The organism is Gemmatimonadota bacterium, assembly GCA_026705765.1.
Lineage (GTDB): Bacteria > Latescibacterota > UBA2968 > UBA2968 > UBA2968 > VXRD01.
Genome location: JAPPAB010000023.1, coordinates 19,811 through 42,794 on the forward strand (window position 1 = coordinate 19,811; position 22,984 = coordinate 42,794).

Annotated in this window: 22 protein-coding genes; 13 read left to right on the plus strand and 9 right to left on the minus strand. The window is 50.4% G+C overall.

Annotated features, from left to right (window positions below; genetic code table 11):
* The first annotated feature begins 547 nt into the window (after positions 1–547).
* Positions 548–799, plus strand: a complete 252-nt coding sequence (locus tag OXH16_02670) for a hypothetical protein (protein MCY3680273.1) — start codon at positions 548–550, stop codon at positions 797–799.
* 126 nt (positions 800–925) lie between these two features.
* On the opposite strand, the gene OXH16_02675 is transcribed toward OXH16_02670, so the two are convergent.
* From OXH16_02675 to OXH16_02705, 7 genes are all read right to left on the minus strand, one after another.
* Positions 926–3,361 carry an ABC transporter permease gene (locus OXH16_02675; GenBank protein ID MCY3680274.1) on the minus strand — a complete coding sequence of 812 codons (2,436 nt, stop codon included), beginning with the start codon at positions 3,359–3,361 and terminating at the stop codon, positions 926–928.
* A 115-nt stretch (positions 3,362–3,476) separates the two neighbouring features.
* Entirely contained in the window at positions 3,477–3,734 is a 258-nt protein-coding gene (locus OXH16_02680; protein ID MCY3680275.1) for a hypothetical protein, read from the minus strand.
* Complete coding sequence (locus OXH16_02685; protein MCY3680276.1) at positions 3,735–5,861, minus strand: PBP1A family penicillin-binding protein; 2,127 nt, start codon at positions 5,859–5,861, stop codon at positions 3,735–3,737.
* A gap of 69 nt (positions 5,862–5,930) precedes the next feature.
* Complete coding sequence (locus OXH16_02690) at positions 5,931–7,538, minus strand: thiamine pyrophosphate-binding protein (protein ID MCY3680277.1); 1,608 nt, start codon at positions 7,536–7,538, stop codon at positions 5,931–5,933.
* A gap of 12 nt (positions 7,539–7,550) precedes the next feature.
* Positions 7,551–8,627 carry a glycosyltransferase family 4 protein gene (locus OXH16_02695; protein ID MCY3680278.1) on the minus strand — a complete coding sequence of 359 codons (1,077 nt, stop codon included), beginning with the start codon at positions 8,625–8,627 and terminating at the stop codon, positions 7,551–7,553.
* Positions 8,628–8,629: 2 nt separating this feature from the next.
* The gene (locus OXH16_02700) at positions 8,630–9,685 is read right to left on the minus strand and encodes a hypothetical protein (GenBank protein ID MCY3680279.1); all 1,056 of its coding nucleotides are present in this window, start codon (positions 9,683–9,685) and stop codon (positions 8,630–8,632) included.
* Positions 9,685–10,587 (minus strand): UTP--glucose-1-phosphate uridylyltransferase, encoded by a 903-nt coding sequence (locus OXH16_02705; protein ID MCY3680280.1) that lies wholly within the window; start codon positions 10,585–10,587, stop codon positions 9,685–9,687. Before OXH16_02705 ends, OXH16_02700 begins: the two co-directional genes overlap by 1 nt.
* A gap of 113 nt (positions 10,588–10,700) precedes the next feature.
* Here OXH16_02705 and OXH16_02710 point away from each other — a divergent pair, with 113 nt between their 5' ends.
* Genes OXH16_02710 through OXH16_02720 form a run of 3 tightly spaced genes read left to right on the plus strand, consistent with a single transcriptional unit; the run spans position 10,701 to position 13,661 of the window.
* Positions 10,701–11,642 carry a TauD/TfdA family dioxygenase gene (locus OXH16_02710; GenBank protein MCY3680281.1) on the plus strand — a complete coding sequence of 314 codons (942 nt, stop codon included), beginning with the start codon at positions 10,701–10,703 and terminating at the stop codon, positions 11,640–11,642.
* The gene (locus OXH16_02715; protein ID MCY3680282.1) at positions 11,635–12,759 is read left to right on the plus strand and encodes a GNAT family N-acetyltransferase; all 1,125 of its coding nucleotides are present in this window, start codon (positions 11,635–11,637) and stop codon (positions 12,757–12,759) included. Before OXH16_02710 ends, OXH16_02715 begins: the two co-directional genes overlap by 8 nt.
* Before the next feature lie 17 nt (positions 12,760–12,776).
* Positions 12,777–13,661 (plus strand): DUF1932 domain-containing protein, encoded by an 885-nt coding sequence (locus tag OXH16_02720; protein MCY3680283.1) that lies wholly within the window; start codon positions 12,777–12,779, stop codon positions 13,659–13,661.
* 2 nt (positions 13,662–13,663) lie between these two features.
* On the opposite strand, the gene OXH16_02725 is transcribed toward OXH16_02720, so the two are convergent.
* A complete protein-coding gene (locus OXH16_02725) occupies positions 13,664–13,894 on the minus strand; it encodes a type II toxin-antitoxin system HicA family toxin (protein ID MCY3680284.1) in 231 nt (76 codons plus the stop codon).
* Positions 13,887–14,135: a type II toxin-antitoxin system HicB family antitoxin gene (locus OXH16_02730; GenBank protein ID MCY3680285.1), complete on the minus strand. Its 249-nt coding sequence runs from the start codon at positions 14,133–14,135 to the stop codon at positions 13,887–13,889. Before OXH16_02730 ends, OXH16_02725 begins: the two co-directional genes overlap by 8 nt.
* Positions 14,136–14,344: 209 nt before the next feature.
* Here OXH16_02730 and OXH16_02735 point away from each other — a divergent pair, with 209 nt between their 5' ends.
* The 9 genes from OXH16_02735 (at position 14,345) to OXH16_02775 (ending at position 22,913) form a co-directional block, all read left to right on the plus strand.
* Complete coding sequence (locus OXH16_02735; GenBank protein MCY3680286.1) at positions 14,345–15,388, plus strand: zinc-binding dehydrogenase; 1,044 nt, start codon at positions 14,345–14,347, stop codon at positions 15,386–15,388.
* Positions 15,389–15,440: 52 nt separating this feature from the next.
* Entirely contained in the window at positions 15,441–17,018 is a 1,578-nt protein-coding gene (locus tag OXH16_02740) for a gamma-glutamyltransferase (GenBank protein MCY3680287.1), read from the plus strand.
* Positions 17,019–17,056: 38 nt separating this feature from the next.
* The gene (locus OXH16_02745; GenBank protein ID MCY3680288.1) at positions 17,057–18,175 is read left to right on the plus strand and encodes a PLP-dependent aminotransferase family protein; all 1,119 of its coding nucleotides are present in this window, start codon (positions 17,057–17,059) and stop codon (positions 18,173–18,175) included.
* Between the two features lie 56 nt (positions 18,176–18,231).
* The gene (locus OXH16_02750) at positions 18,232–18,420 is read left to right on the plus strand and encodes a hypothetical protein (GenBank protein MCY3680289.1); all 189 of its coding nucleotides are present in this window, start codon (positions 18,232–18,234) and stop codon (positions 18,418–18,420) included.
* A 205-nt stretch (positions 18,421–18,625) separates the two neighbouring features.
* Positions 18,626–19,609: a type I restriction enzyme HsdR N-terminal domain-containing protein gene (locus OXH16_02755; GenBank protein ID MCY3680290.1), complete on the plus strand. Its 984-nt coding sequence runs from the start codon at positions 18,626–18,628 to the stop codon at positions 19,607–19,609.
* A 232-nt stretch (positions 19,610–19,841) separates the two neighbouring features.
* Positions 19,842–20,150 carry a plasmid stabilization protein gene (locus OXH16_02760; protein MCY3680291.1) on the plus strand — a complete coding sequence of 103 codons (309 nt, stop codon included), beginning with the start codon at positions 19,842–19,844 and terminating at the stop codon, positions 20,148–20,150.
* Between the two features lie 3 nt (positions 20,151–20,153).
* Positions 20,154–20,588 carry a type II toxin-antitoxin system HicB family antitoxin gene (locus OXH16_02765; protein ID MCY3680292.1) on the plus strand — a complete coding sequence of 145 codons (435 nt, stop codon included), beginning with the start codon at positions 20,154–20,156 and terminating at the stop codon, positions 20,586–20,588.
* A 102-nt stretch (positions 20,589–20,690) separates the two neighbouring features.
* The gene (locus tag OXH16_02770; protein MCY3680293.1) at positions 20,691–21,482 is read left to right on the plus strand and encodes an Mrp/NBP35 family ATP-binding protein; all 792 of its coding nucleotides are present in this window, start codon (positions 20,691–20,693) and stop codon (positions 21,480–21,482) included.
* Between the two features lie 219 nt (positions 21,483–21,701).
* A complete protein-coding gene (locus OXH16_02775; protein MCY3680294.1) occupies positions 21,702–22,913 on the plus strand; it encodes an efflux RND transporter periplasmic adaptor subunit in 1,212 nt (403 codons plus the stop codon).
* Positions 22,914–22,984 lie beyond the last annotated feature (71 nt).

Genomic DNA, 22,984 nt, shown 5'->3' on the forward strand with positions numbered 1-22,984 from the left:
AGAATTCAATGGGGGAATCGCATTGGGGTTACTGGCAATGTGCTGCGCGTGGCAGCTAAAATCATGCCGCAATGATAGGTGCTATTCCTATCGTCACGCCTGTAGGTCTGAAGTAGGCGTATAGAGGGGAGAGGCTGCTTTTAAAGCTTAATTCGCAGCAAAAACAAAGGGAATTATATACGAAAATGACGAAGATCTTAAAAACAATTTCGAAAGTGCTTGTCTGGGTGAGTTCTTTTTTGTAAAGCCTCTAAAAGTAATAGGTTATTAGCATTTCGTGTTTATTATAGTGAAAAACTGTCCTTTTGTTAAGCGATTTCTGTTACTTTTCTCACAAAAATCGCTCGCATTTAGATCCTGTTTCACCTGGGCATGTGGTACATATCTTTCACATGGCCGCCCATTCATCGCTCAAAATATACAGAGATTGTTCTGCGCCAAACAGACGATTCTCAAATTCAAGTTGTGAACAAGGGTATAATACAGCATATTGAAAACACAATAAAGGTATTTGATGCTGTCCATTATCATTATCAAGGAGGGTCTCATGGATCTCATCCGCGAATCATCCCTTATTCAGCAATTTAAACAAGAAGGCAGAGAGGAAGGTATTGGGCAAGGTATCCAGGAAAGTATCCAGGAAGTTCTGGAGATTCGATTTGATCTCCCTGCATCACATCCCTTATCTGATCGCATTTCGGCTATTGAAGATTTACAACGCCTCAAACAGTTGCACCGCGCAGCGATACAGGTGTCCCATCTTGATAAATTTGAACGCCTGTTAGATTCAACGGTATGACCTGAGACAAGTGCTTTTTTTAGGTCAGACTATATCTCTACCCCATAGGTAATGTCCTTCTGACATAAAACAAAAGCCCGATGAATAACTGATCCATCGAGCTTTTGTTATTTTCACTATCCTAATCTATTCATGCCGCAGTGCTTCCACCGGATTGGACAGCGCCGCGCGAAGGGCGTGGAAACTCACAGTAAATAACGCAATCGCCAGGGCAACTGCGCCACTCAAAACAAATATCCACCACGAAAGATCCGTGCGATAGGCAAAACTATCCAGCCAACTTCGCATCGCAAAATACGCAACCGGCCAGGCAAACAGATTCGCAATCAAAACCATAATCGCAAATGTCCTACAAACCAAAAACACAATATTTGACACACTCGCACCCAAAACCTTCCGCACCCCAATCTCTTTCACGCGCTGCTCAACCGTAAATGCCGCAAGGCCAAACAGCCCCATACACGCGAGCAAAATCGCCATCCCCGAAGAGAGCAATGTCAGCACCTGTGCCCGTTGTTCTGCATAGTACATGAATTCAAACTGCTGATCCCACATCATATAGTCAAACGGCTGATCTGCGGGAGCGAACTGCTTCCAGGTCTTTTCAAAAAAAGCGAGCGTCTCTTCCATGCCCTCGGCTTTGACCCGCGTGCCCAGATTGTAAAATTGCTGGTGCCGAAGCGTCAGTGCAATGGGGCCAATTTTGTCTCGCAACGGACTATAGTGAAAGTCCTGCACCACGCCAATCACCGTCCCCTTCCGATTTATCCCCCGATCAACCCACTCAAAAGACTTGCCAATAGGGTCGTCCCAACCGAGTTGCGCAACCGCCGTTTCATTGATAATAAAGGCTTTTGACGTATCTGTCGGAAATGCCATCGGATCAAATTTTCGTCCTTCTACCAGTCCAATTTGAAACACATCGAGATAATCTTCATCGACCTCCAGAAGGGGCATGCGCCAGTCCGTGCCCTCGTGCCCCTCTGCCCGAATGGTCCGGATAATCCCCCCACTCCATCCAACCCGCCAGCGATAAGCCGTTGCTTCGAGCGCGTTCGGATGGGCGAGGAATGCTTCTTTCACCGTGGCATAACGGGCGGCGAGCTTTTTCCCCGGGTCCAATTTTGTTTCCTGGTCAAGAACAAATATGGGCATGAGAACCATCTGCTCCATATTAAAACCCAGATTCTTGTTTTTAATATAGTCGAGTTGCTGATAGATCACCCCCGTACTCGCAATTAGAGTAATTGAAATTGCAAATTGTGCCACCACCAATCCCCTTCGAATCCACTGCCCCCGAGAACCCGCGCGAAACGCCCCCTTTAGCGTTTCTGTGGGTTCATACGCAGAAAGAAAAAATGCGGGATAGACACCAGCCAACAGTCCGACGAATACAGCAATACCGAGCAAAGCAATTATAAACAAGGGATCGCTCGAAAAATTCAACTCAATCTGCTTGGAGAAAAAGGCATTAAACTCGGGAAGCACGAGTTTGACGGCAACAAGTGCGAGCACAAGCGAGACCAATGAAGTGAGAACAGACTCACCCAAAAACTGACCCATCAGTTGTGAACGATAAGCACCCGACACCTTTCGCAAACCCACCTCGTGCGCTCTGCGAGCCGATTGTGCCGTCGTCAAATTTGTGAAATTGATACACCCAATTGCAAGCACCAGAACTGCAATAGCCCCAAATTGATAGACGCGGTCAATATCGCCGTACCAATCCAGGTTGTAGTCCTGCCTCGAATAGAGATAAATGCGATTGAGAGGCTGGAGATGATACGCATTTGTACGCGCGATCTCTGCCCCCATATAGCGATTCATAAATTCGGGAAGCTTCGCGGCCAGCGCTTTTGGGTCCGCCCCTTCTCGCAGCAGAAAATACGTATTGACGGGACGCCAGCCAGTGGTTGGTTGCCAATTTTCCCAGAGATATTTTGCGCCTCCGGACGTAAATCCACCTGTTGAGACATAATCGAATTGCAGTGTAGAATTGTGGGGCACATCTTTTAATACTGCAGTAATGGTGCGCTCGCCTCCGTGATGATTGCTCTCAGCGGTGATGGTCTTGCCAATCGGATCTTCATCGCCAAACAACCGTTTTGCCGCCGATTCTGTTATGGCGATCGCATTGGGATTGGGAAATGCAGTTTCGAGATTGCCGCGCACAAATGGAAAATCGAAAATTTCAAATATCTCGGGATCCGCAACACAGACACCCATCTCAAACTTTTTTTTATCTAAACGCACATCTGGGAACAACAACATCACGCGCACGGCTTTTTCTACTTCGGGAAAGTCCCGCTCAAGCGCTCCTGCCAGCGCGCCCGACGTTAATGGCAAATAATCCGATTGCCCTCCGGCTCTGGTCTCCCGGATAACCTGATAGATCCGATCTCCTTTTGCATGCCAGCTATCAAAACTCAACTCATCCTGAATATAGAGCACGATCAAAAAGCACGTACCCAGACCAATGGCAAGTCCCAGAATATTAATCGCACTAAAGGTCTTTTGCCGCTTGAGATTTCTCAGCGCGATAATCAGATAATTTCTAAACACAATAACCTTCCCGCAACAAGAGACACACCTGATAAATAATTGGGTGGAAAGTTTTCCACCGCTAAAAGAAAGCAATTTCTATGCCAAAATTCTCTTCTCTATATTTTACAATTAGTTATGAAATGGACAATTGCCTCGTCGCCCCCGTCTCGGGATGTGTAATCCCAACCACGCGGTACATCTGCGTATCCCGATCCACAAAATCGACAACCGCGCCATCGGACATCGTCGGCAGCGGTTCAGACTCGGGAAGCGACGCCACCCGAACCACCTCAAACCCTTCCAGACGAAAATTGCCCTCAGACGACACGATATAAAGCGACCCATCAGAAAAAAATATGGGATGACCCGTCTTCGGATCATCCCACAGCAATCAAAACTGATATTCCCGCTTAGTCCTCGGCTTTTTCGGTTGACTGGGAGTCGGCAAAGACTGCGGATTCGAAGTATGTACAGGACATGGGCGCTTGGGTTCCGTCCCCGGCTTAAACACCTCCGTATAGCGCTTAGAACAATAAATAGACGCCACCTGGTATGTCTCCCCACAAACCTCCACCTCTGGAATATCCTCCGGCAACACAAAATCTTCAACCGGCAACTGGAGCATCGTATGCGCCCGCCGCATAAACTCCGCCCAAATCGGCAAAGCCACAGCCGCACCCGACATTCGGCTACCCATCGACACCTTGGAATCAAACCCCACCCAAACCCCACACACAATCTGCGGCGTAAACCCGATAAACCACGCATCGGCATACTCCTGCGTCGTACCCGTCTTCCCCCCTGCTGGACGACGAAAACCAAAAGCCGTACGCGCAATCCGCCCCGTCCCGGTCAAAACCGCGTAATTTTCACCCGCCCGCATATCCAGAACCGACCGCATCAGATCCACAGTCACAGCCGCAGACGCTTCGCTCAGCACAACCTGTTCGCGCCCCTGCACATTCTCCTCGAGCACATTCCCATTCTTGTCTTCAATCTTCAAAATCGACATCGGTGCCACCCGAATACCCTTATTCGCCAGCGTACCATAAGCCGACACCAATTCCAGCAACTTGACCTCACTCGTACCCATCCCCAAAGACAAAACCGGTTGAACCTGCGAATCAATACCCATCTTCATCGCGTAATCCACCACCGTCTTCGGCCCCACCTTTTCCAACACCTGGGTCGTCACCACATTGCGAGAACCCGCAAGCCCCTCGCGCATCGTCATCCACCCCAAAAATTTTCGGTCGTAATTCTCCGGCTGCCAATACGTCCCGTCGAACATCTTAATCGACACAGCCGTATCGGGCAAACGCCACGTAGGCGTATGACCCTTATCAACCGCAGCCGTATAAATAAAAGGCTTAAAAGCAGACCCTGGCTGTCGCAGAGCCTGCGTAGCGCGGTTAAACTTACTCTCTTCAAAATTGCGCCCGCCCACCATCGCCAGAACATGTCCCGTATGCGGATCCAGCGCCACCAGCGCCCCCTGCAACACCAGATTCGCCAGCGTATCCTGATGCGTCTTAATCTTCGCAAAAAACGCCGCATCTGGGGGATCGCGCTTCCAATTGGCAGCCACGCGATCTTTTATTCGCTCCATCAAATTTTGCGACACCACATCCTCTGCAATCTCCTGTAACCGACTATCCAGCGTCGTCGTAACAGTCGCGCCATCGTAAAGCACACTCAGTCCATAGGTATATTCCAAATACTTGCGGATATCCTCTGTAAAATAGGGCGCCTCCCCCACCTCCTCGCGATTCTCCTTCAAAACAACTGGACGCTGAGCAATCGAATCGTATTCTGCCGCCGTAATCTTGCCCAACCCCCGCATATTGTACAACACCACATTATTGCGCCTATCCAGCGAGCGCTCGGGATGGTAAATCGGCGAATAGGGCGTCGGACCCTTCAAAAGTCCGACCAACAACGCCCCCTCCTCCACCCTCAAACGCTCGACATCCTTCCCAAAAAAGCGACGCGCAGCAGTCTGAATACCGTACGCACTATTGCCAAAATACATCTGATTAAAATACATCGTAATAATTTCGCGCTTGGTATAGGTGCGCTCCAAAAGCACGGCAGTCAACTGCTCCTGAATTTTGCGCGTCCACGTTGGATCCAGCGTCAAAAAAATATTGCGCGCCAATTGTTGCGTCAGCGTACTCGCACCATGCCCTTTCAAAGTACCCGACGTATAAACATTGCGGAACACCACGCGGACAATATCGGGAACACTCACCCCCCAGTGCCCCCAAAAACGCTGATCTTCCGTAACAATCAGAGCATCTATCACAGCACTCGGCAACTGCTCATACGCAATCGGATCGCGCCTCTGCACCCAGAACTTCTTCAACTCGACCCCATCTCGGGAAAAAATATTAGTCGTCTGTGCGGGATCCACATCCTCTAACTTATCAAAAGACGGCAAACCATCTTTATACGCGTAAATCACCGCAACCGCAATGCTCAAATACCCCACCGCGCAAATCCCACAATAGATCGCCATACGGAAAAGATAGGGCCTTATCCAATGGATTATACGATCAATATAGGGTCTTATCCTATCCATCCTGATCTATTCCGGGTAAAGCCACGGCACGCGGCTGATGAGATAATCGCGTTGTTCCTCCATCATCACCTCAATCACAGCAGGACCTTCCAGACCCAGAGTATCGGCAAAAACCGCTTCAAAACGATCGGGATCATCCACGCGAATACCCCGTGCACCCAGAGACCGCGCCAGATCTGCAAGACGGGGCGTCTTCATATCCGTATCGATCACCCGACCATTAAAAGCCTTGGCCTGAGCGCCGCGAATCGCCGAAAGACTGCCATCATTGGAAACAACCGAAACTGTCTCAACGCCGTGTTCGGCCGCAGTAGCGAGCTCGCTCGCCGTCATCTGAAACCCGCCATCGCCACAAAACGCGACAACCTGCTGATCTGGACACGCGAGCTTTGCGCCAATAGCAGCGGGAACCGCAAACCCCAGCGTAACCGAATGACTGGGATAGAGAAACGTGCGCGGCACAGTAATCGGATACTCGTCAAACGCGCGATACCCAATAGACGTAACATCCACCACAATAATCGCATCATCGGGAAGCGACTTGCGCGTAACCCCCATAATGGGCACTGGCGCGCGGTTGGACCCGGCTTCGGCCCACGTGCGATCGACAAAATCGCCCCAATCTGCCGTATAACCACCCGCCACCTCGGCAAGCTGGGGAATCGACAGCGCCAGATCGCCCGCAGCACCCGCTTCAATCGGATACTCGCGCCCAAGCTCTCGCGGATCGGGATCGAGTTGAACCTTGCGATCCGGCAGAGGAAGCGACCAGCTCCGCGTATCGATCTGCGTAAAGCGGCAGCCAATCGCCAGAAGCAAATCCGCACTGCCGAGAACAGTCTTACCCGCCTGCGCCGAACAATGCCCCACAGTCAGAGGATGACCATCTGGCATAACCCCCTTACCCAAACGGGTATAAACAACGGGAATATTGAGCCCCTCTGCAAGAGAACGAAGCGCATCGGTGGCATCGGCGTGAATAACCGCACTGCCCGCGAGAATAGCCGGGCGCTTAGCCATGCGAAGCACCGCGGCCACGCGATCAATATCCGCGCTATCCGGATACAGGCGATCCCCCTCAACCAGAGGCGGAATATCTGCCATACCCTCCTCCGCAGCAACATCGGTCGGTATTTCAATAACCGCAGGACCGGGACGCGAGGCGCGCAGTGCCTTGAACGCACCGACGACCGCATCGGGAATTTCACCAACCGACCTGGGACGCGCAAAAAAGTGCGTAATCGACTTAAAAAAAGTCTCCTGATCCAGACCATGAAAACACTTGGCGCGATCCCGTCCGTCAAAAGCCACCTCTGTCCCCCCGGTAATCAACAGCACGGGAACGCAATCCGTATGGGCATCCACCAGACCCGTAGAAGCATTTGTCGAACCGGGACCCGGAACAGTAAGCGCGACACCCACGCGCCCAGAAGCACGCGCATACCCATTCGCAATCAAAGTCGCGCCCTGTTCGTGACGAATGAGCAGGTGGCGAATACCACCAGCGCGCAGCACCGCATCGTAAAGATGAATATTCTGATTGCCGGGCATACCCGTAAGCATATCAACACCCTGCGCTTTCAGACTTTGAATAAGAACATCAGCACCGGTCATAAAAAATTCCTTTCAACGCACAAAAAGATCAAAATATTCTACAGCAGTCTGATCCCATGTAAACCCAGAACGCACATAATCGCGGGCTTCGCGTTCTATCTCCTCGCGCTCTGTTGCGGACAATTGAAAAAAAGCGTGAATCTGATCGACAAACGCCTGATAATCATTCGGCGGAATCAGATACCCCCCCTTGCTAACACTCTCCGTAAGGGCATCCACAGCAAAAGCAACAACAGGCGTCCCATCGTGCATGCATTCGAGATGGGTAATGCCAAACCCCTCCACATCGTTGGGATAGGGCACATTGGGCATAAGAAAAAGATCGGCTTCACCTCTGATAAACCCCAACTCTTCATCGCTCAGATAAAGCAACAACACCCGACCTTGAAGATTGTTTTCTTCCCAAATCTCGCGAATGCGCTCGGCATCTGGACCCGAACCGCTAACGATCAGTTTGATATCTCGATCGAGCAAAGGCACGCCGCATGCCAAAAATTTAGCCACGCCTTTCCGGGGCACCTGCCTGCCGAAATTCAGAACAATTTTGTCCCGCCCAAATTGAACACCGTGTTCGGCTTCAAATCGCGCTTTGAGAGCCTCGCGCTGCGCCCTGGGAATACTGGGCGGATCGATACCGAGATAAATAATATCAATTTTTTCAGCGGGCACACCAGCCTGAATGGAAAGCTCCCTGGTAATTTGACTGATAACAGCCACCCTGTCACAAAACGAAACACCAAAGCGCATCATGCGGCTAAATATCGGATTGGAAAACGTCATCTCCAAACCGTAAATAGTCACCACAAAACGCATGCGCGTAAACAGCCTCAAAAATGGCGCAATAGAACAAATCACGCCATCGCTAAAATAAATCGCATCAACCCGCCTGAAAATAACACAAAAAAAAGAAATAAAAAACGCATAAGGCACAAACCAGATCAGATGCAAAAGCGAATCTCTACCCAGCGCCACCAGCTTAACCGAACACATCTCAATCAAGCGATGATAGAGATTGTAACAATGCGTCTGAATACCCCCCACACTGGGCGGATAGCGACGCGCGAGAAAAAGGATGCGGGTGTTAGACATAGCTATGTAAGATCCGCCTGCTCACTACGCTGAATCAATTCTCGTTCCGCCCGCTCGCGGTCTGCGGCGTTTTCAAGCGGAACAACAGTCGCGCCGGAACAGGGTTTGGGATACAAAATGCGACTGGCACCGGCCTGTTTCATAGCCTCGACAACCGGTTTTGTATCACGCGCAAGCGCGATAATCGTACCGCCACCCCCTGCGCCAGCGAGCTTCGCGCCCAGGGCACCGCCATCCAATGCAGCCTGAATCAGCCGCTCATTTTCCGGACCCGATCCCCCAAGATCGCGCTGAATCTCGTGGTTCTCAATCATCAGCGCGCCCAGATGCGCCCAATCTTTGGCGAGAATCGCGCGCTTGCCCATACGCGCCAGATGTGCAATCCGCAAATAGCAACGCCTCACCTCTCTATCGCCCTCCAACCAGCGCTCTCGAATCGGCAAGTGAACAGTACCCGACGAACGCTGGACACCCGTATGCCCCAACACAAAGGGATAATTCTCGACGTATTCGTGAAGCGGTTCAACAGTCGCATAAGGTTCATCCCCAAATGCGCGGTAAAACTGCTTGCCATTAAAATCCATATAATTCAAACCGCCAAACATGCACATATACGCATCTTGATAGCCGCATAAAGCCATATAGTTCAATTCAATATGCCGCGCCATCTCAGCGCAAAAAAAAGGATGCTCGTCGCGTCCCAAAAATGCAAAAATCGCGTTGAGAATAGACACGCTCATAGCCGACGAACTGGAAAGCCCGGCGGAAAAGGGCACATTACACGCCCAGCGCAGAGAAAATTTCGCATTGCCGAGATCCAGAAAATGGACGATAGCCTTCGCCACATCAAAATAACCGCCATCCGGATACAGATCTTCCGGGCAATGCACCACAAAACGCTGCCCGGCGACTTCAAAACTGAGCACATCGGACGGCTCAATCAGAACCGCGGCGCGTTCTTGCGTTGAACACGAAATAACGCTACCGCCGTACATATCGGTGGGATTTCCAATAATGCCACACCGCCCTGGGGCAGTGGAAAAAAACGCAGAGGTCATTAGAATTGTCTCAGGCGCTTTTGCAGGTACTGGCGGAGAAGGTACCCATAGCGCTGATCAAAGAGGGCAAAATCGATAAAGGATTTGAAATACGATTCAAAATCGCCGATATCATAGCGCAATTCTTCGGGATACAACTTGATACAGCGAACAGTATGTCCCATTTTAATAAGCGTCGAAATCGCATCTGTAAGCTCGAGCTTGCCCCTGTAACTGGGAGATGTGCGTTTGAGAGCGGTAAAAATTTCGGGATTAAAAATATAACGCGCGGCCACACCGAGATTGCTCGGTGCATTTTCCGGTGCGGGCTTCTCCACAATATGCGCGATTTCAAAATCGTCTTCAGACTCGCCGTTCACAGGCTCAACAATACCATACTGGTCTTCTTCGCCCTGAGGTACTTCAACAACCGCAATAGTACAACTGGACCCATTTTCTCGATGCGATTTGATCATCCGCCTCAAAAGACCCGCATGATTGCCCGACTTGATAATCGTATCGCCAAACGCAACCACAAATGGCTCGCCAGCGACAAAGTCCTCAGCCCTGCTAATGGCATCGCCTATGCCCGCGGGCGTAATATGGCCGGCAGGAATAATTTGTCGCGTATAAAAAAATTTAACTCCTTCTCTTTCGTAATCGAGTTCGTCAAGTGTATGATCGCTCTCCGAAAGATAATTCTGCAATTCCGGATCCCGATCAAAATGATCTTCTATCGTGCGCTTATCCTTTCCCGTCACAAAAAGTATCTTCTTTAACCCCTGCTCAATCACCTCTTCAACCACATACTGAACCACCGGTTTTCTTCCCACGGGCAACATCTCTTTGGGCTGAGATTTGGTCGCAGGCAACAGACTAGTGCCCAAACCGGCAACCGGAATAACGACTTTTTCAATCTCCATAGCGCGATGCTCCTCCAAATGCCAAACGCTTGACAGAGTGCAGTTTGTCCCTTAGAATATCAGTAAAAAATAACAGGAGAAACTTGTAGAAAGCAAGGTAAAAGAGTTTCATCATGTTAAACAAACAAATAACAGACGTCCGCGCGTGGACTGCTGAAACAATTGATGCGTCTCCCGAATGGTATTACCCCTTATCCGAACCCTATTTGTCTGCATTAGATAGCGAAGTGCGAAAACATACGGGCGCAATATCTCATCTACGCGTTTCCGACGCCATAGCCCGTGCGCCGTGTCTCCAGCCCATTCTGGACGCATTGCAAACCGGACGCGGATTTGCCATCATCGAGCACTTGCCCGTAGAATATTACACACGGGACCAGGCGCAAGCCGCATATTGGATGATCGGACAGTGTTTGGGCGTACCCTTTGAACAAAATATCGAAGGCACGCTACTCTACGACGTGCGGGACACCGGGCGAGATGTAAAATCGGGCGCGCGCTTTTCCGTAACCAATGCAGAAAGCTCGTTTCACACAGATGGCGCATTCGGAACACAAGTACCCGAAATCGTCGGTCTATTATGTATCAAAACCGCGCGGTCGGGTGGGCGCAGTCAACTGATCAGTGCCTGTGCAGTACACAATATATTACACCAACAAGCGCCCGATGTTCTAAACGCACTTTACTCATCTTTCTATTTTGACCGACGCGGACAATATCTCCCGGGCGAAGCACCCATAAAAAAGACCCCTGTTTTCTCCTGGGACAAACAAACACTCATGATGCGCTACCTGCATTATTATATCCAGGTGGGACATCGAGAAGCAGATGTACCGCTCACGTCAGAACAAGAGCGCGCACTACAAGTCATTGAAGACGTATTAAAACGTCCCGAAATGCGTGTGGAATTTGATCTCGCCCCCGGACAAATGCTATTTACCAACAACAACTGGATCCTGCACAATCGAACGGCATTTGAAGACCATCCAGACCCAGATCAAAGACGGCATTACGTGCGACTGTGGTTGATGCAAAAGGACAATGTAGATGGCTGAACTGAGAACTGCGATTGAAGACCGCAAAAGCCGGTGGCAGATCAGTCTGTTGTTGGACGAGCAGGCTGTCAGTGGTCTCGGTGTGGTAAAAAAACACATGCAGATCGATTCTGCTGTTGTGAAAATGGGTGGCATTGCTGGTGTATGGACGGATTCCAATCATCGCCGGAAAGGATATGCCAGTCAGGCCATGTGGGAATCAATTGCACTGATGGAGCGCCAGAACTGCGACATGAGCATTTTGTTTGGCATTGACGATTTTTACCATCGATATGGGTATGCCGTGGTGTTTGCCAATCAGTCTATGAGTTTGAAAACATCGCAATTATTCTCGCTGAACGGCCCTTTGAAAGCGCGGAGAGGGCGCAGGGCTGATCACGAGGCAATGCGCCGATTGTACAGAAATTACAATGCCGCGCGCTCAGGCATGGACGCACGTCAAAAGAACTGGAAGCCGAGATGGTATATGCCAAACCTGGGCAAAGATACGGTTCGTCGTGCGGGAAAATTTCTGGTGGTGTATGACGCTCGGGACCGAGTGCGAGGATATGCAGTTTACGACATACAGGCGGGGCGCACCGTGGTAACAGAAGTGTGCGGAAAGGACCGCGAAGCACTTGCCTCTGTTGGGAAAACCATCGCAAGACGAGCAAAACGTGCAGGCGCTGAAGAAGTACTCTTTCATCTGCCTTGCGATGATCCATTTATCTCGCTATGCATACCTCTGGGATGTGCGTGTTTGATCGCATATCCTTTTAATCAAAGCGCAATGGGACGCATTATCCATCTGAATCGTCTGATGAAAAAATTGCTGCCCGTGTTCCAAAAACGATGGGCGCACTCAGAATTGAATTGGACAGGTGAATTTGCCATTGATACGGACATTGGGCGCGTGGGCTTCGAGATTTCCGGGTCGGATATTGTCATGACCGATGTTGGTGGCCGTGCCCATGTGTCAATGCCTCAAATGGCATTGACACAACTGGTGATGGGGTATCGACAGGTGATGGACATTGCTTATAGTGATGGAATAAAAATATCCAGACAACTGCTACCCGTGCTGGATATCCTGCTTCCCAAAGGCAATCCGTATATGTGGTGGACAGATCGATTTTAGTAAGAAAGGAGAGAGCAATGTCAACCTTCACAGTCGGCTTACTCAGTCCCGGAGACATGGGCCATGTCGTCGGACAGGTGGCAATCGCCAATGGCGCCCGGGTAATAACCTGCCTGAATGGCCGCAGTGAGCGCACGCGCAAGCTCGCAGAAATAGCCGGAATCGAAGACGTACCCACATATTCCGACCTCGTGCGCGAAGCTTCACTCGTAATATGCATACTCGTCCCCGCAGCAGCAGAATCGGTAGCCGCCCGCGTGGCTGACGCCCTGAAAGAAACAAATGAACAGATTGTATATACCGATTGCAATGCAATAGCCCCGGCAACAACTGTGCATATTGGCAAAATAATCGAAAACGCGGGCAGTGTATTTGTCGATGCGGGTATTATCGGCGGACCGCCGCGCCAGCCTGGAGGCACGCGGTTTTACTGTTCGGGTCCAGACACATCGGTCTTTGAAAAACTGAACAAATACGGGCTGGACGCGCGAAAAGTCGGCGATGAAATCGGACAGGCATCGGGATTAAAAATGTGCTATGCCGCGCAGACCAAAGGGACGACCGCGCTACAAACAGAATTGCTCATCGCCGCGCGGCGCATGGGTCTGTACGAAGGATTGATCGCAGAGTGGGAAATGAGTCAGCAAGACAGGTTGGCGGGCATGGAGCGAGGCTTGCCGGGCATGCCGACCAAAGCAAAGCGGTGGATAGGCGAAATGGAGGAAATCGCAAAAACCTTCGGTGATCTGGGACTCACGCCCAAAATATACGAAGGCGCCGCAGACATGTACCGCCTCGTCAGCGAAACACCACTTGCAGACGAAGCGCCCGAAACGCGAGATAAGAGCCGAACACTCGCGCAGGTCATCGATATCTTTGCCGAGCAATCGAAAGAAAAATAAATCTAAAGACTATTCCACTCTTGGGCAGAAATACTGCGTTCGAGCTTATCTTCGACCTGAGCGAGTAATTTTCGCAATTGAGGAACAGAATAATCGTCGTTGCGAGGAATAACCTGTTTGTGGGACCCGAGACGCATCACAAAATGACGCGTACCCGGTTCGGGAGGATCGAAACCGAGTAATCGAAGTTTTCGGACAAACTCTCTGCGTTTACACGGAAACCACCTATTCATGGCTTAATACTGCCTGCGCATTAAGGTCAACACCATTAATAATGGGCAGTTCATCACCGTGACGCAACGCAGAAAGAATCCAGTCTTGAAGTGCTGCCTTGAGTTCCTGACGGCATTCTTCAAGTGTCTGTCCAAAAGCAATCGTCCCTGGACATTTGGGAATCTCTCCAGAGAATGAGTTATCATCCAACTCTTCATAGATGGCGTATGTTAATGCCGCATTGATGTAGTCCTGAACCATCCTCATCTCCTTTGAAGTGTTTGGTAAGTTTACGCGATTTGTGAAGTGATAGCAAGGAATATCCCGTCTTCTATCAAATGTAGAAGGGGATTTTATTTTTTATTTATTTTTTCTAAACATATGCCCAATGGTAAATTGACTTTTCGATTGTGACAAGCTATATTACGCGTTCTAAAAAACAGTGGGGAAATTTAAACTGGGAGATGTTAGTGAAAGCAGCACAAATCGTCGCACCCAGACGCATTGTGGTCGTCGAAACAGACGAACCACAACTCGTGGGTGCCGGGCAAGTAAAAATTCAACTCGAACGGGCGTGTCTTTGCGGTTCAGACGTGCCATTATGGGATTACGATCACAACGAACTGGCAGAAAGAGCGCGACTCAACCCGCGCAAAGCAAAACGCGCACCATTTGTCGATTACGTCAATGGGGACCCGTATCCCCTGCGCGTCGGCCTCTCGATTCACGAATGCCTGGGCACAGTCGTTGAATCGACCTCTGACCAATTTCAAACCGGCGATTTTGTACTTGCACTACCCGACGCACAAAGGGGACTGTGCGAATATATCTGCGCCCCCGACAGCCGAACCATTCCACTGCCCAAAGGGGCTGTACCCGACGAACAAATTCTGATGACCCAACCCCTGGGCACAGTCGTATGGGCGTGTCAAAAACTCGGCAACATCGTCGATAGTGACGTGGCGATCGTAGGACAGGGTCCTATGGGATTGATGTTCACGCGCATGCTGGCCAATCTGGGCGCGCGAACCGTAATTGGACTCGACAAATTGGATTACCGCTTACACACCGCAAAAAAAATGCACGCAACCCATACCGTCAACGTCGATAAAGACGATCCAGTGGAAGCCATCCGCGAGATAACAAACGGCAAAATGGCGGACCTGGTGGTCGAAGCAGTCGGCCATCAGACAAAAACGCTCAATTCGTGCATGAAACTCGTGCGCCACCTGGGCACACTGCTGTGCTTTGGCGTACCCGACGATGCGTATTACCCATTTGCATATCCCGAATTTTTCAGACTAAATCTCAACCTGATCTCCACAGTTGGTCCCAATGTGGTGCCCAACTTTTCTCTCGCCCGCGACCTGATCGCACAGGGACGTGTTGACATGGCACCTCTGGTAACGCACGTATTGCCCTTCGAAGAGATTCAGCACGGATATGAGCTATTCACCGATCGCCTCGATGGAGCCATTAAAGTGGTTATCGATTACAATTCGCTGCGAACCTGACCAGCGGGACAACTTTGACAAATACAAAAGGGGGTTTTTGCCTGTGGCAGCAATGTTTGAATACGGCGCAGTAGTTGGACAACCCGAATCCGATTCTACGGCTGTAAGCATATTGAGAAAGGGTGGTAATGCAGTCGATGCCGCTGTAACAGCGGCATTTCTCGCCTGTGTTCTATCGCCCAAATCCTGTGGCATTGGCGGTTATGGCGGCATGATGACCGCCTATATTGGCGGCGAAGTCGTCTGCATCGACTTTAACACAGTCGCGCCCCAGGAGGCCCATGACCGGATGTTTCGCGTAACGCGCTCCGACGGGCGATTTGGTTCTGCAGTCAGCGGATATGCCAATTCAATCGGGTATAAAGCCATCTCCGTACCCGGCGTACTGGCAGGTCTTGGTCTGGCCCTGGAAAAATTTGGCAAAATGCCACTATCTGAAGTACTCGCACCTGCTATTCGCGCATGTGAACGCGGATTTCGGGTATCGGCAAACTACGCTACAGGCGTTGCCCAAAGCGAAGCGCGCATTCGCGAGTTCCCAGAAACAACCCGCTTATTGATGATCAGCGGCGAAGTACCCAAAAGCGGCGACCGTGCACAAAACCCCTATTTGGGCAGAATGCTCAGTCAGGTTGCAGACAAAGGCGTACGCGAATTTTATGAGGGACGCATCGCAGAGCGCATTGTCAAACATATCCAGGATAACGGTGGGATCTTATCGCGAGATGATCTGGCAAATTACGAAGCTCAAGTCGTTGAACCAGTACAAACGGCTTGCATGGAATACGATGTGTACAGCTCGCCCCTTTGCAGTGCTGGATTGAGCCTGGCACAAATGTGTGCCATTGCCGACGAAGCCGAATTAGACCTCTACGCACGAGACTCCGCTCGATTGGCCCATGGCATGGTCGAAATTATTCGCGCAGCATGGATGGATCGCTATCGGAATTTTGGCGATCCAAAGCAAATACCTGTAGATACAGACATGCTGATGTCGGATATCAATATCGGTGCAAATGCCAAAGAAATTGCCACATATATCGCCGAAGGAAAACGCGGACAATCGCTGTTGCGACCATTTTATACGGGCGGTACGACGCATATTTGCACAATAGACGCGCAAAGCAATATGGTCGCACTAACCCTCACACATGGACCGGGCTATGGGTCTTTTGTAACCATTCCCCGCATGGGCTTATTGATGAATGCGGGCATGTCCCGGTTTGACCCCGGATCGGGCTTAAAAAACTCTATTGCCCCCGGCAGAGCACCCATCATGAACATGGCACCAACCATTGTGTTGCAAGACGGCGAACCCGTCCTGACTGTGGGCGCGTCTGGCGGAACGCGCATCCCATCGTCTGTCTTTCAGGTCCTGGCGAGAAGATTAGTACTCGACGAAGATCCCGAATGGTCCATCGCAGCCCCTCGGGTACATTCAGAAGGCAACGAATGGGTAAGCATAGAAGAAGAATTCGGCGAAGCTGCGCCAGATTATCTGAACTCAGTCGGATATAAAATAAACAAAAAGGGCGCGGCAGCCGCCCGTGTTCGGATGATTGAGATTGTGGAAGAAGGATTGCTGGCCATGTACGATCCGCGCATGAAAGCGCGAGAAAAAGGGTATTAAAGCGGCCAGCAAATTCAAATACTCAGGAGATAAATCACATGGAGCGATATCCTTTTGGCAGTGGGCGTCCCGATCCTTCATCATTTCCCAAGCGAGAATTGGCCGAAGCCGCCATGCGTATCTTGCCCGAAATGGGCAATGAACTGGCACTTTATCCCGGCACATTGGGATATCAACCGATGCGACAGGTCCTGGCCGATCGCCTGTTGCGACGCGAAGGGATTGCCCCACCCGTAGAAGAAATCGCATTGACCAACGGCTCAATGCAGCCCGTGACCCTGATGGCGCAGATGTTTATCGATCAGCCTGGCGATGGCGTCGTCATGGAAGAATATTGCTATTCGGGCACAATTGGCGCATATAACAAAGAAGGCGCGGAATTGGTGGGCATTCCCGTGGATGAGCACGGCATGAGGATGGACGCGCTATCCGACGAATTAAAAAAACGGAGCGCCAACGGGAAACTGCCCAAATTCATTTATGTACTCGCAACATTCCAAAATCCCACGGGTGCGATCATGCCCCTCGAACGGCGAAAAGAACTGTTGCAAATTGCCGCACAGTACGAGATCCCCGTCGTCGAAGACCACTGCTATGCCGACACGGTGTACGAAGACGATTATTACGTACCTTCCCTCTATACCCTCCCAGCAGAAGTACCCGTAGTACATATTGAATCCCTCTCCAAAATTTTGGGGCCAGGTGTGCGTCTGGGATGCTTTTTTACCAAACAACCCCTCCTGGGCAAAATTTTGCAAATACGTCGAGACGGCGGCACGAGTTCACTCGCCGCAGCCATTGTGTACGAATACTTCCGCGAGCACCTGTGGACCCATGTCAATAACATCAACGCAATCGTAAAAGAAAAGCGCGACTTGATGTTTGAAATGCTGGGACAATCTCCCGACGCTTTTGAATGGTTCAGCCGTCCCAAAGGCGGATTATTTATCTGGGTCAAATTGCCCGATGCCACCGATGTGATCGAATGCGAACAAATAGCTGAATCCCGTGGAATCGACTACGCCACCGGCAAAGCATTTCACGTACACCACGACGACGTGCCCTATTTGCGCCTCGCATTTGGCTACGCATCCCTCGCGCAAATCCGAGAAGGCATACCCAAGTTGGCAGAATGCGTCATGGCAACGCAGAAGTGAAGTTTTGAGCCGCTTATTGATCTTTCAATTACAATACAATCACGGAGATTTGGTTCATGGAGGATTTACCAGTAGCCTCCGAGCCTGATAAAACAACAGGTCTGCCCTCAAGCACCGCTATCATCTGGCAAGAATGGACACAAAAACACGCGCAAAATGCACCTACGCTTGAACAAGTGCAAGAAATCACAAAAAAAGTTAAACTCAATGTGACACACACCATTCTGGAAGACCAGAAAATCTAATAAGCTCAGATATTGACCTGAATGCTTTAGCTCAGCAAGCCAACATTTTGACATTTGATCCTGAAAATCCTTTTTTTTACTAAAAAACCAAAAAAGGAACTTTCTTCTCCGTTGAAGACACTTTAGGAGAAATGATCAAGAATATGCGCCACTCTTTCTGAAAGCCCACTTATGAACTTATGAATAGAAATATAAAGAGGCTATCATGGATTTAACGAAAGCAGTAGCACTATTTAAAGAGTTGGAAGCGAAGATTTCCAATAACAGAGATTATCTGAGGAGCCATGAATCAGTTACACGAGTACTGCTCGTGGACCCTGTATTAGAGATACTAGGATGGAATGTCAGAGACCCAAATCTTGTTCAGCTTGAATTCAAAACTGCGACACAAAAGAGGAAGCGTGCGGACTACCTTCTCAAACATGACGGCCAGGACCTTGCAATTGTTGAGACCAAACGTTATGATCCATCATTTAACCCCAATGACTATCGCGATCAAGGCAATGGATATGCCACTGATTCTGGTGTCGCGTTCTTCATCCTTACTAACGGAGCGCGTTGGGCTTTGTACAAGCGGGAAGTACTTACGCCCTTAGAAAATCTCGAACCAATAGTTGACTTCAACATAATGGATGATAACCCTACACGATGTGCGCTGAATGCCCTTTCAATTTGGATGCCGAATCTCGCTTCCGGTGATCCCGACCCTGTCAGTACATCTTTGTTCGGCACAGGTAACGAGCAACCAGATACTCCTGTAACAAGTAATCCGCCAACTATCGAACCTGATACTGAGTCTGGGTGGATTTTGCTGAAAAATCTCTCAGGCCTGGACAAGTATAGTCCGAAACCAAGACACATCAAATTCCCTGATGGATGCACTGAACAGTTCCGATCTTCTTCAGTAGGCGTTCTAAAGGAAACAGCGAAGTGGCTCATAGAAAATGGAAAGCTAAAATCTGAAAACGCTCAGATACCACATCCTAAAATTCAAGACCGTTATATAGCGTCCAGTACAGAGCAACTGCACCCTTCAGGCCAGAGATTTACAACTTCTGAATTAGTAGGTGCTGATGTGTATATCGAAAAGAATTGGGAAGCTCAAGACTCGATAGATGGGGCGATAGCACTCCTTGAACACTTCGGAGTGGATCCAAGCAATGTCCAAGTCCGTTTGAATAGGGTATGAGTGCCACTGGTCGCTATTGGGGTAGGCCTATAAAAATAAACTCATCAGCCAAGAGCACGATGTGAATACACTGTCAGTGCCAGAACGTCTGCCAATCTGAGAATGAGGCGGAAGATGACACCTTCGCAGAGCAAGTCGAAAGGCAGATCAAGGCCGTAAAAAAGAAGAAGGTGACCTGGACGAGAGCCAGAGCATCAAAATTGTATATTTTCTCGGAATTGGAGGTAAGAAGATGGCCAGCATGACAATACGTAATCTTAGCGATGACATTAAGCAACGTCTGCGCATCCAGGCGGCTGAGCATGGCCACTCAATGGAAGAGGAAGCGCGGATAATTTTGCGTGCTGCGCTTATGGAGCACACGCCTCCCATCAATTTAGCACGCGCTATACACGATCGATTTGCGCCCCTGGGCGGTGTGGAACTGGATATACCGCCGCGCGAGCCGATGCGCGCCCAACATGCGCCTACGCTTGAACAGGTCCAAGAAATCACAAAAAAAGTCAAACTCAATGTGACACAAACCATATTGGAATTCTGATTCATGCAATACGCTTATCCATGCAATCTGATTCCCGATCACGAAGAAGGCGAGGGATTCGTCGTGACCTTCCCCGACGTACCGGGAGCCATAACGGGGGCGCAAACCAGGGAAGAATCTCTTTGTTTAGCTGAAGACGTCCTTGTCGCTATGCTCGCTGTGTACGTCCAACAGCAACGGACAATCCCAACCCCAAGCCCTGTTGCCGACGGTCAGGAACTCGTCGCAGTCCCGCCTATCGCCGCCGCCAAGTTGGCTCTCTATACGGCCATGCGCGAGCAGGGGATCACTGGGGACGCGCTCGCCGTTCGTCTAAACCTGAGCGATTCCGCCATCCGCAAATTGCTCGACCCGGATTGCTTCTCCCATATCAGTCAGATCATGAAAGCACTCCGAACCGTTGGGCGCAGTCTCGTTATAGAAGACAGAGCGGCATAGTTGTCCAGATGTAAAAAAAATCTGGATCGCGGCTCAAAACCATGCCGCGATGACGGCTTGCATATACAGTAGCAGGCAAAAAAATAAAAATAGGAGTATAATGTGAGCGCACCACCAATCCCAGAGCGTCCACCCATCCCGGGTGTCAGACACATCGTCGCAATCGCCAGTGGCAAAGGCGGCGTGGGCAAAACCACGACCGCGTCAAATCTGGCTGTGGCAATGGCACAATCGGGTCACGCCGTGGGATTGATGGACGCGGATATTTACGGACCCAATGTACCGATTATGATGGGCAGCAAAGCGCAGCCCCAGATGACACCGGAGCAAAAAATTGAACCCCTTGAGCTGTACGGTGTAAAAATGGTATCTCTGGGATTAATCGCCGGCGATGGCGTACCCATCATCTGGCGTGGACCAATGTTAGCCAAAATGGTCACCCAATTCGTGCGCGACGTGGCCTGGGCACCGCTCGATTGCCTGGTTATCGACTTGCCTCCAGGCACTGGCGATGTGCAACTGACCCTGACCCAATCGACCCCATTGGATGGCGCGGTCATCGTAACGACCCCCCCCCTGGTCGCCCTGGAAGACGTGCGGCGCGGCGTCGAAATGTTTCACACCGTTGAAGTACCCGTACTCGGTGTAATCGAAAACATGAGCACTTATATATGCAGCAAGTGCGGCACAGAAACGCCGATCTTTGGTCAGGGAGGCGGCGAACGCACAGCAAAAGCCTATAACGTGCCATTTTTGGGCGCAATTCCCCTGCATCTACAGGTACAAATGGGAAGTGACACAGGAGAACCAATCGTAGCCTCTGATCCCGACTCGCCTCTGGCAAAGATATACCGCGACATCGCCGACAGCATCTGGCAATCGCTGGAGATGTGAAATTGCACGCACAATCGCATGTCACAAGAAGGCGGTCGTTATGCGAGCGCCTTTTTTTATTTCTCTCTTGAAAACTATACACCTGTTCAGTATATTTAATAATGTTTTCCGAAACCAGTCTTCCCACTGGTGCGTCAAAGGTCTTGTAGAATTCAGGCATACTCCAACCTGTGAGGATAAATGATGTTGCAGCGCATATCGGTTATACTCGGAATTCTAATGGTTCTTTGGGCATTTTCCGGCTGCAGCGAGGACGCCACTGCCGACAAGGCATCTGCTGATAGCACGGCAAAGACCAGTTCTGCCAAAGCTGATTCTGCCAAAGCTGATTCTGCCAAAGTTGCCGCAAAGCAGAAGCGCACCAAACAACCGAATCCAAAGGCCAAAAATCAACCAAATCCCAACCGCAAAAATCAAAAACCGAGAGTTGCCGAGGGGGTCCCCGTAAAAGTATCTGTCGTGGGAACGGGCAAAATCTCCCAGCATGTGCTCTATAGCGCCACAGTAGAAGCCGAGGAAACCATCGACATTTACGCGCGAGGCTCCGGATTGGTGCGGCGCGTACTGATCGAAGAAGGGGAGCGTGTGCGCGAGGGCCAGGTACTGATCGAACTGGTTGACGACGAATTAAAACTCAATGAAGCCGAGGCGAAATTGGCGTATCAAAAGCTGGAAAGCCAGCTCAAACGAAAAGAAGAGTTATTTAATCGACAACTCCTGGCAAAAGAAGAATACGAAGACCTCAAAATCAATGTTGAACAGAGCAAAATTCGGTGGGAACGCGCCCGATTATCCCTCGATTATGCGCGCGTGCGCGCGCCGGTAAGCGGAGTCATATCAAGGCGCTCGGTCAAGCTGGGCGACCGCATAGGTGCCAGCACCAAGCTCTACGAAATGGTCAACCTGAGCCGTTTAATCGCGTATGTACACGTACCGGGACAGGGCATGCACAATTTGGCGGTTGGACAGCCCGCACTCATAACAACAGATTTCTTACCCGGTACAAAATTTGAAGGAAAAATCTTGCGTATCAGCCCGGTCGTCGATCCCGGATCGGGCACCTTTAAAGTAACCCTGGAACTGAAATCAAAGAATCGGCTGCTGCGGCCCGGCATGTTTGTCAATGCACACATCGTCACAGCGACCCACCCCCAGGCTATCCTCGTACCCAAGCGGGCTGTGGTGTATGACGATGGCATGCCGCACGTATTCGTCGTGTCGGACAGCACGGTCAACAAAGTGCGCTTTGAAATGGGCTTTGACGACACCGAATTTGTCGAAGTACTCGCGGGCGTAAAAAAAGGCGATCAGATAGTCGTGGTAGGGCAAAACGGTTTGAAGGACAAAGCCAAAGTGCGAATCATCGAAGGTGAAGGATTGCGCATTCCCGCGGAGCCAGATTCAACTGGGGAACAGGCAGAAAAAACGTGATGAGGTATCTCTTGTTTACCTGTCATTGTATGAAAATAGCGAATCGCAGACCTTAATGTGTGGGCGGTTCG

Excerpts from the sequence above, each read along its gene's own strand:
- OXH16_02775 (MCY3680294.1), top strand. The coding sequence starts at position 21,702 with ATGGTTCTTTGGGCATTTTCCGGCTGCAGCGAGGACGCCACTGCCGAC.
- OXH16_02730 (MCY3680285.1), bottom strand. The coding sequence starts at position 14,135 with ATGGTTCAGGACTACATCAATGCGGCATTAACATACGCCATCTATGAA.
- OXH16_02755 (MCY3680290.1), top strand. The coding sequence starts at position 18,626 with ATGGATTTAACGAAAGCAGTAGCACTATTTAAAGAGTTGGAAGCGAAG.
- OXH16_02715 (MCY3680282.1), top strand. The coding sequence starts at position 11,635 with ATGGCTGAACTGAGAACTGCGATTGAAGACCGCAAAAGCCGGTGGCAG.
- OXH16_02695 (MCY3680278.1), bottom strand. The coding sequence starts at position 8,627 with ATGTCTAACACCCGCATCCTTTTTCTCGCGCGTCGCTATCCGCCCAGT.
- OXH16_02740 (MCY3680287.1), top strand. The coding sequence starts at position 15,441 with ATGTTTGAATACGGCGCAGTAGTTGGACAACCCGAATCCGATTCTACG.
- OXH16_02745 (MCY3680288.1), top strand. The coding sequence starts at position 17,057 with ATGGAGCGATATCCTTTTGGCAGTGGGCGTCCCGATCCTTCATCATTT.
- OXH16_02725 (MCY3680284.1), bottom strand. The coding sequence starts at position 13,894 with ATGAATAGGTGGTTTCCGTGTAAACGCAGAGAGTTTGTCCGAAAACTT.
- OXH16_02700 (MCY3680279.1), bottom strand. The coding sequence starts at position 9,685 with ATGACCTCTGCGTTTTTTTCCACTGCCCCAGGGCGGTGTGGCATTATT.
- OXH16_02765 (MCY3680292.1), top strand. The coding sequence starts at position 20,154 with ATGCAATACGCTTATCCATGCAATCTGATTCCCGATCACGAAGAAGGC.
- OXH16_02690 (MCY3680277.1), bottom strand. The coding sequence starts at position 7,538 with ATGACCGGTGCTGATGTTCTTATTCAAAGTCTGAAAGCGCAGGGTGTT.
- OXH16_02760 (MCY3680291.1), top strand. The coding sequence starts at position 19,842 with ATGGCCAGCATGACAATACGTAATCTTAGCGATGACATTAAGCAACGT.
- OXH16_02685 (MCY3680276.1), bottom strand. The coding sequence starts at position 5,861 with ATGGCGATCTATTGTGGGATTTGCGCGGTGGGGTATTTGAGCATTGCG.
- OXH16_02705 (MCY3680280.1), bottom strand. The coding sequence starts at position 10,587 with ATGGAGATTGAAAAAGTCGTTATTCCGGTTGCCGGTTTGGGCACTAGT.
- OXH16_02670 (MCY3680273.1), top strand. The coding sequence starts at position 548 with ATGGATCTCATCCGCGAATCATCCCTTATTCAGCAATTTAAACAAGAA.
- OXH16_02710 (MCY3680281.1), top strand. The coding sequence starts at position 10,701 with ATGTTAAACAAACAAATAACAGACGTCCGCGCGTGGACTGCTGAAACA.
- OXH16_02750 (MCY3680289.1), top strand. The coding sequence starts at position 18,232 with ATGGAGGATTTACCAGTAGCCTCCGAGCCTGATAAAACAACAGGTCTG.
- OXH16_02720 (MCY3680283.1), top strand. The coding sequence starts at position 12,777 with ATGTCAACCTTCACAGTCGGCTTACTCAGTCCCGGAGACATGGGCCAT.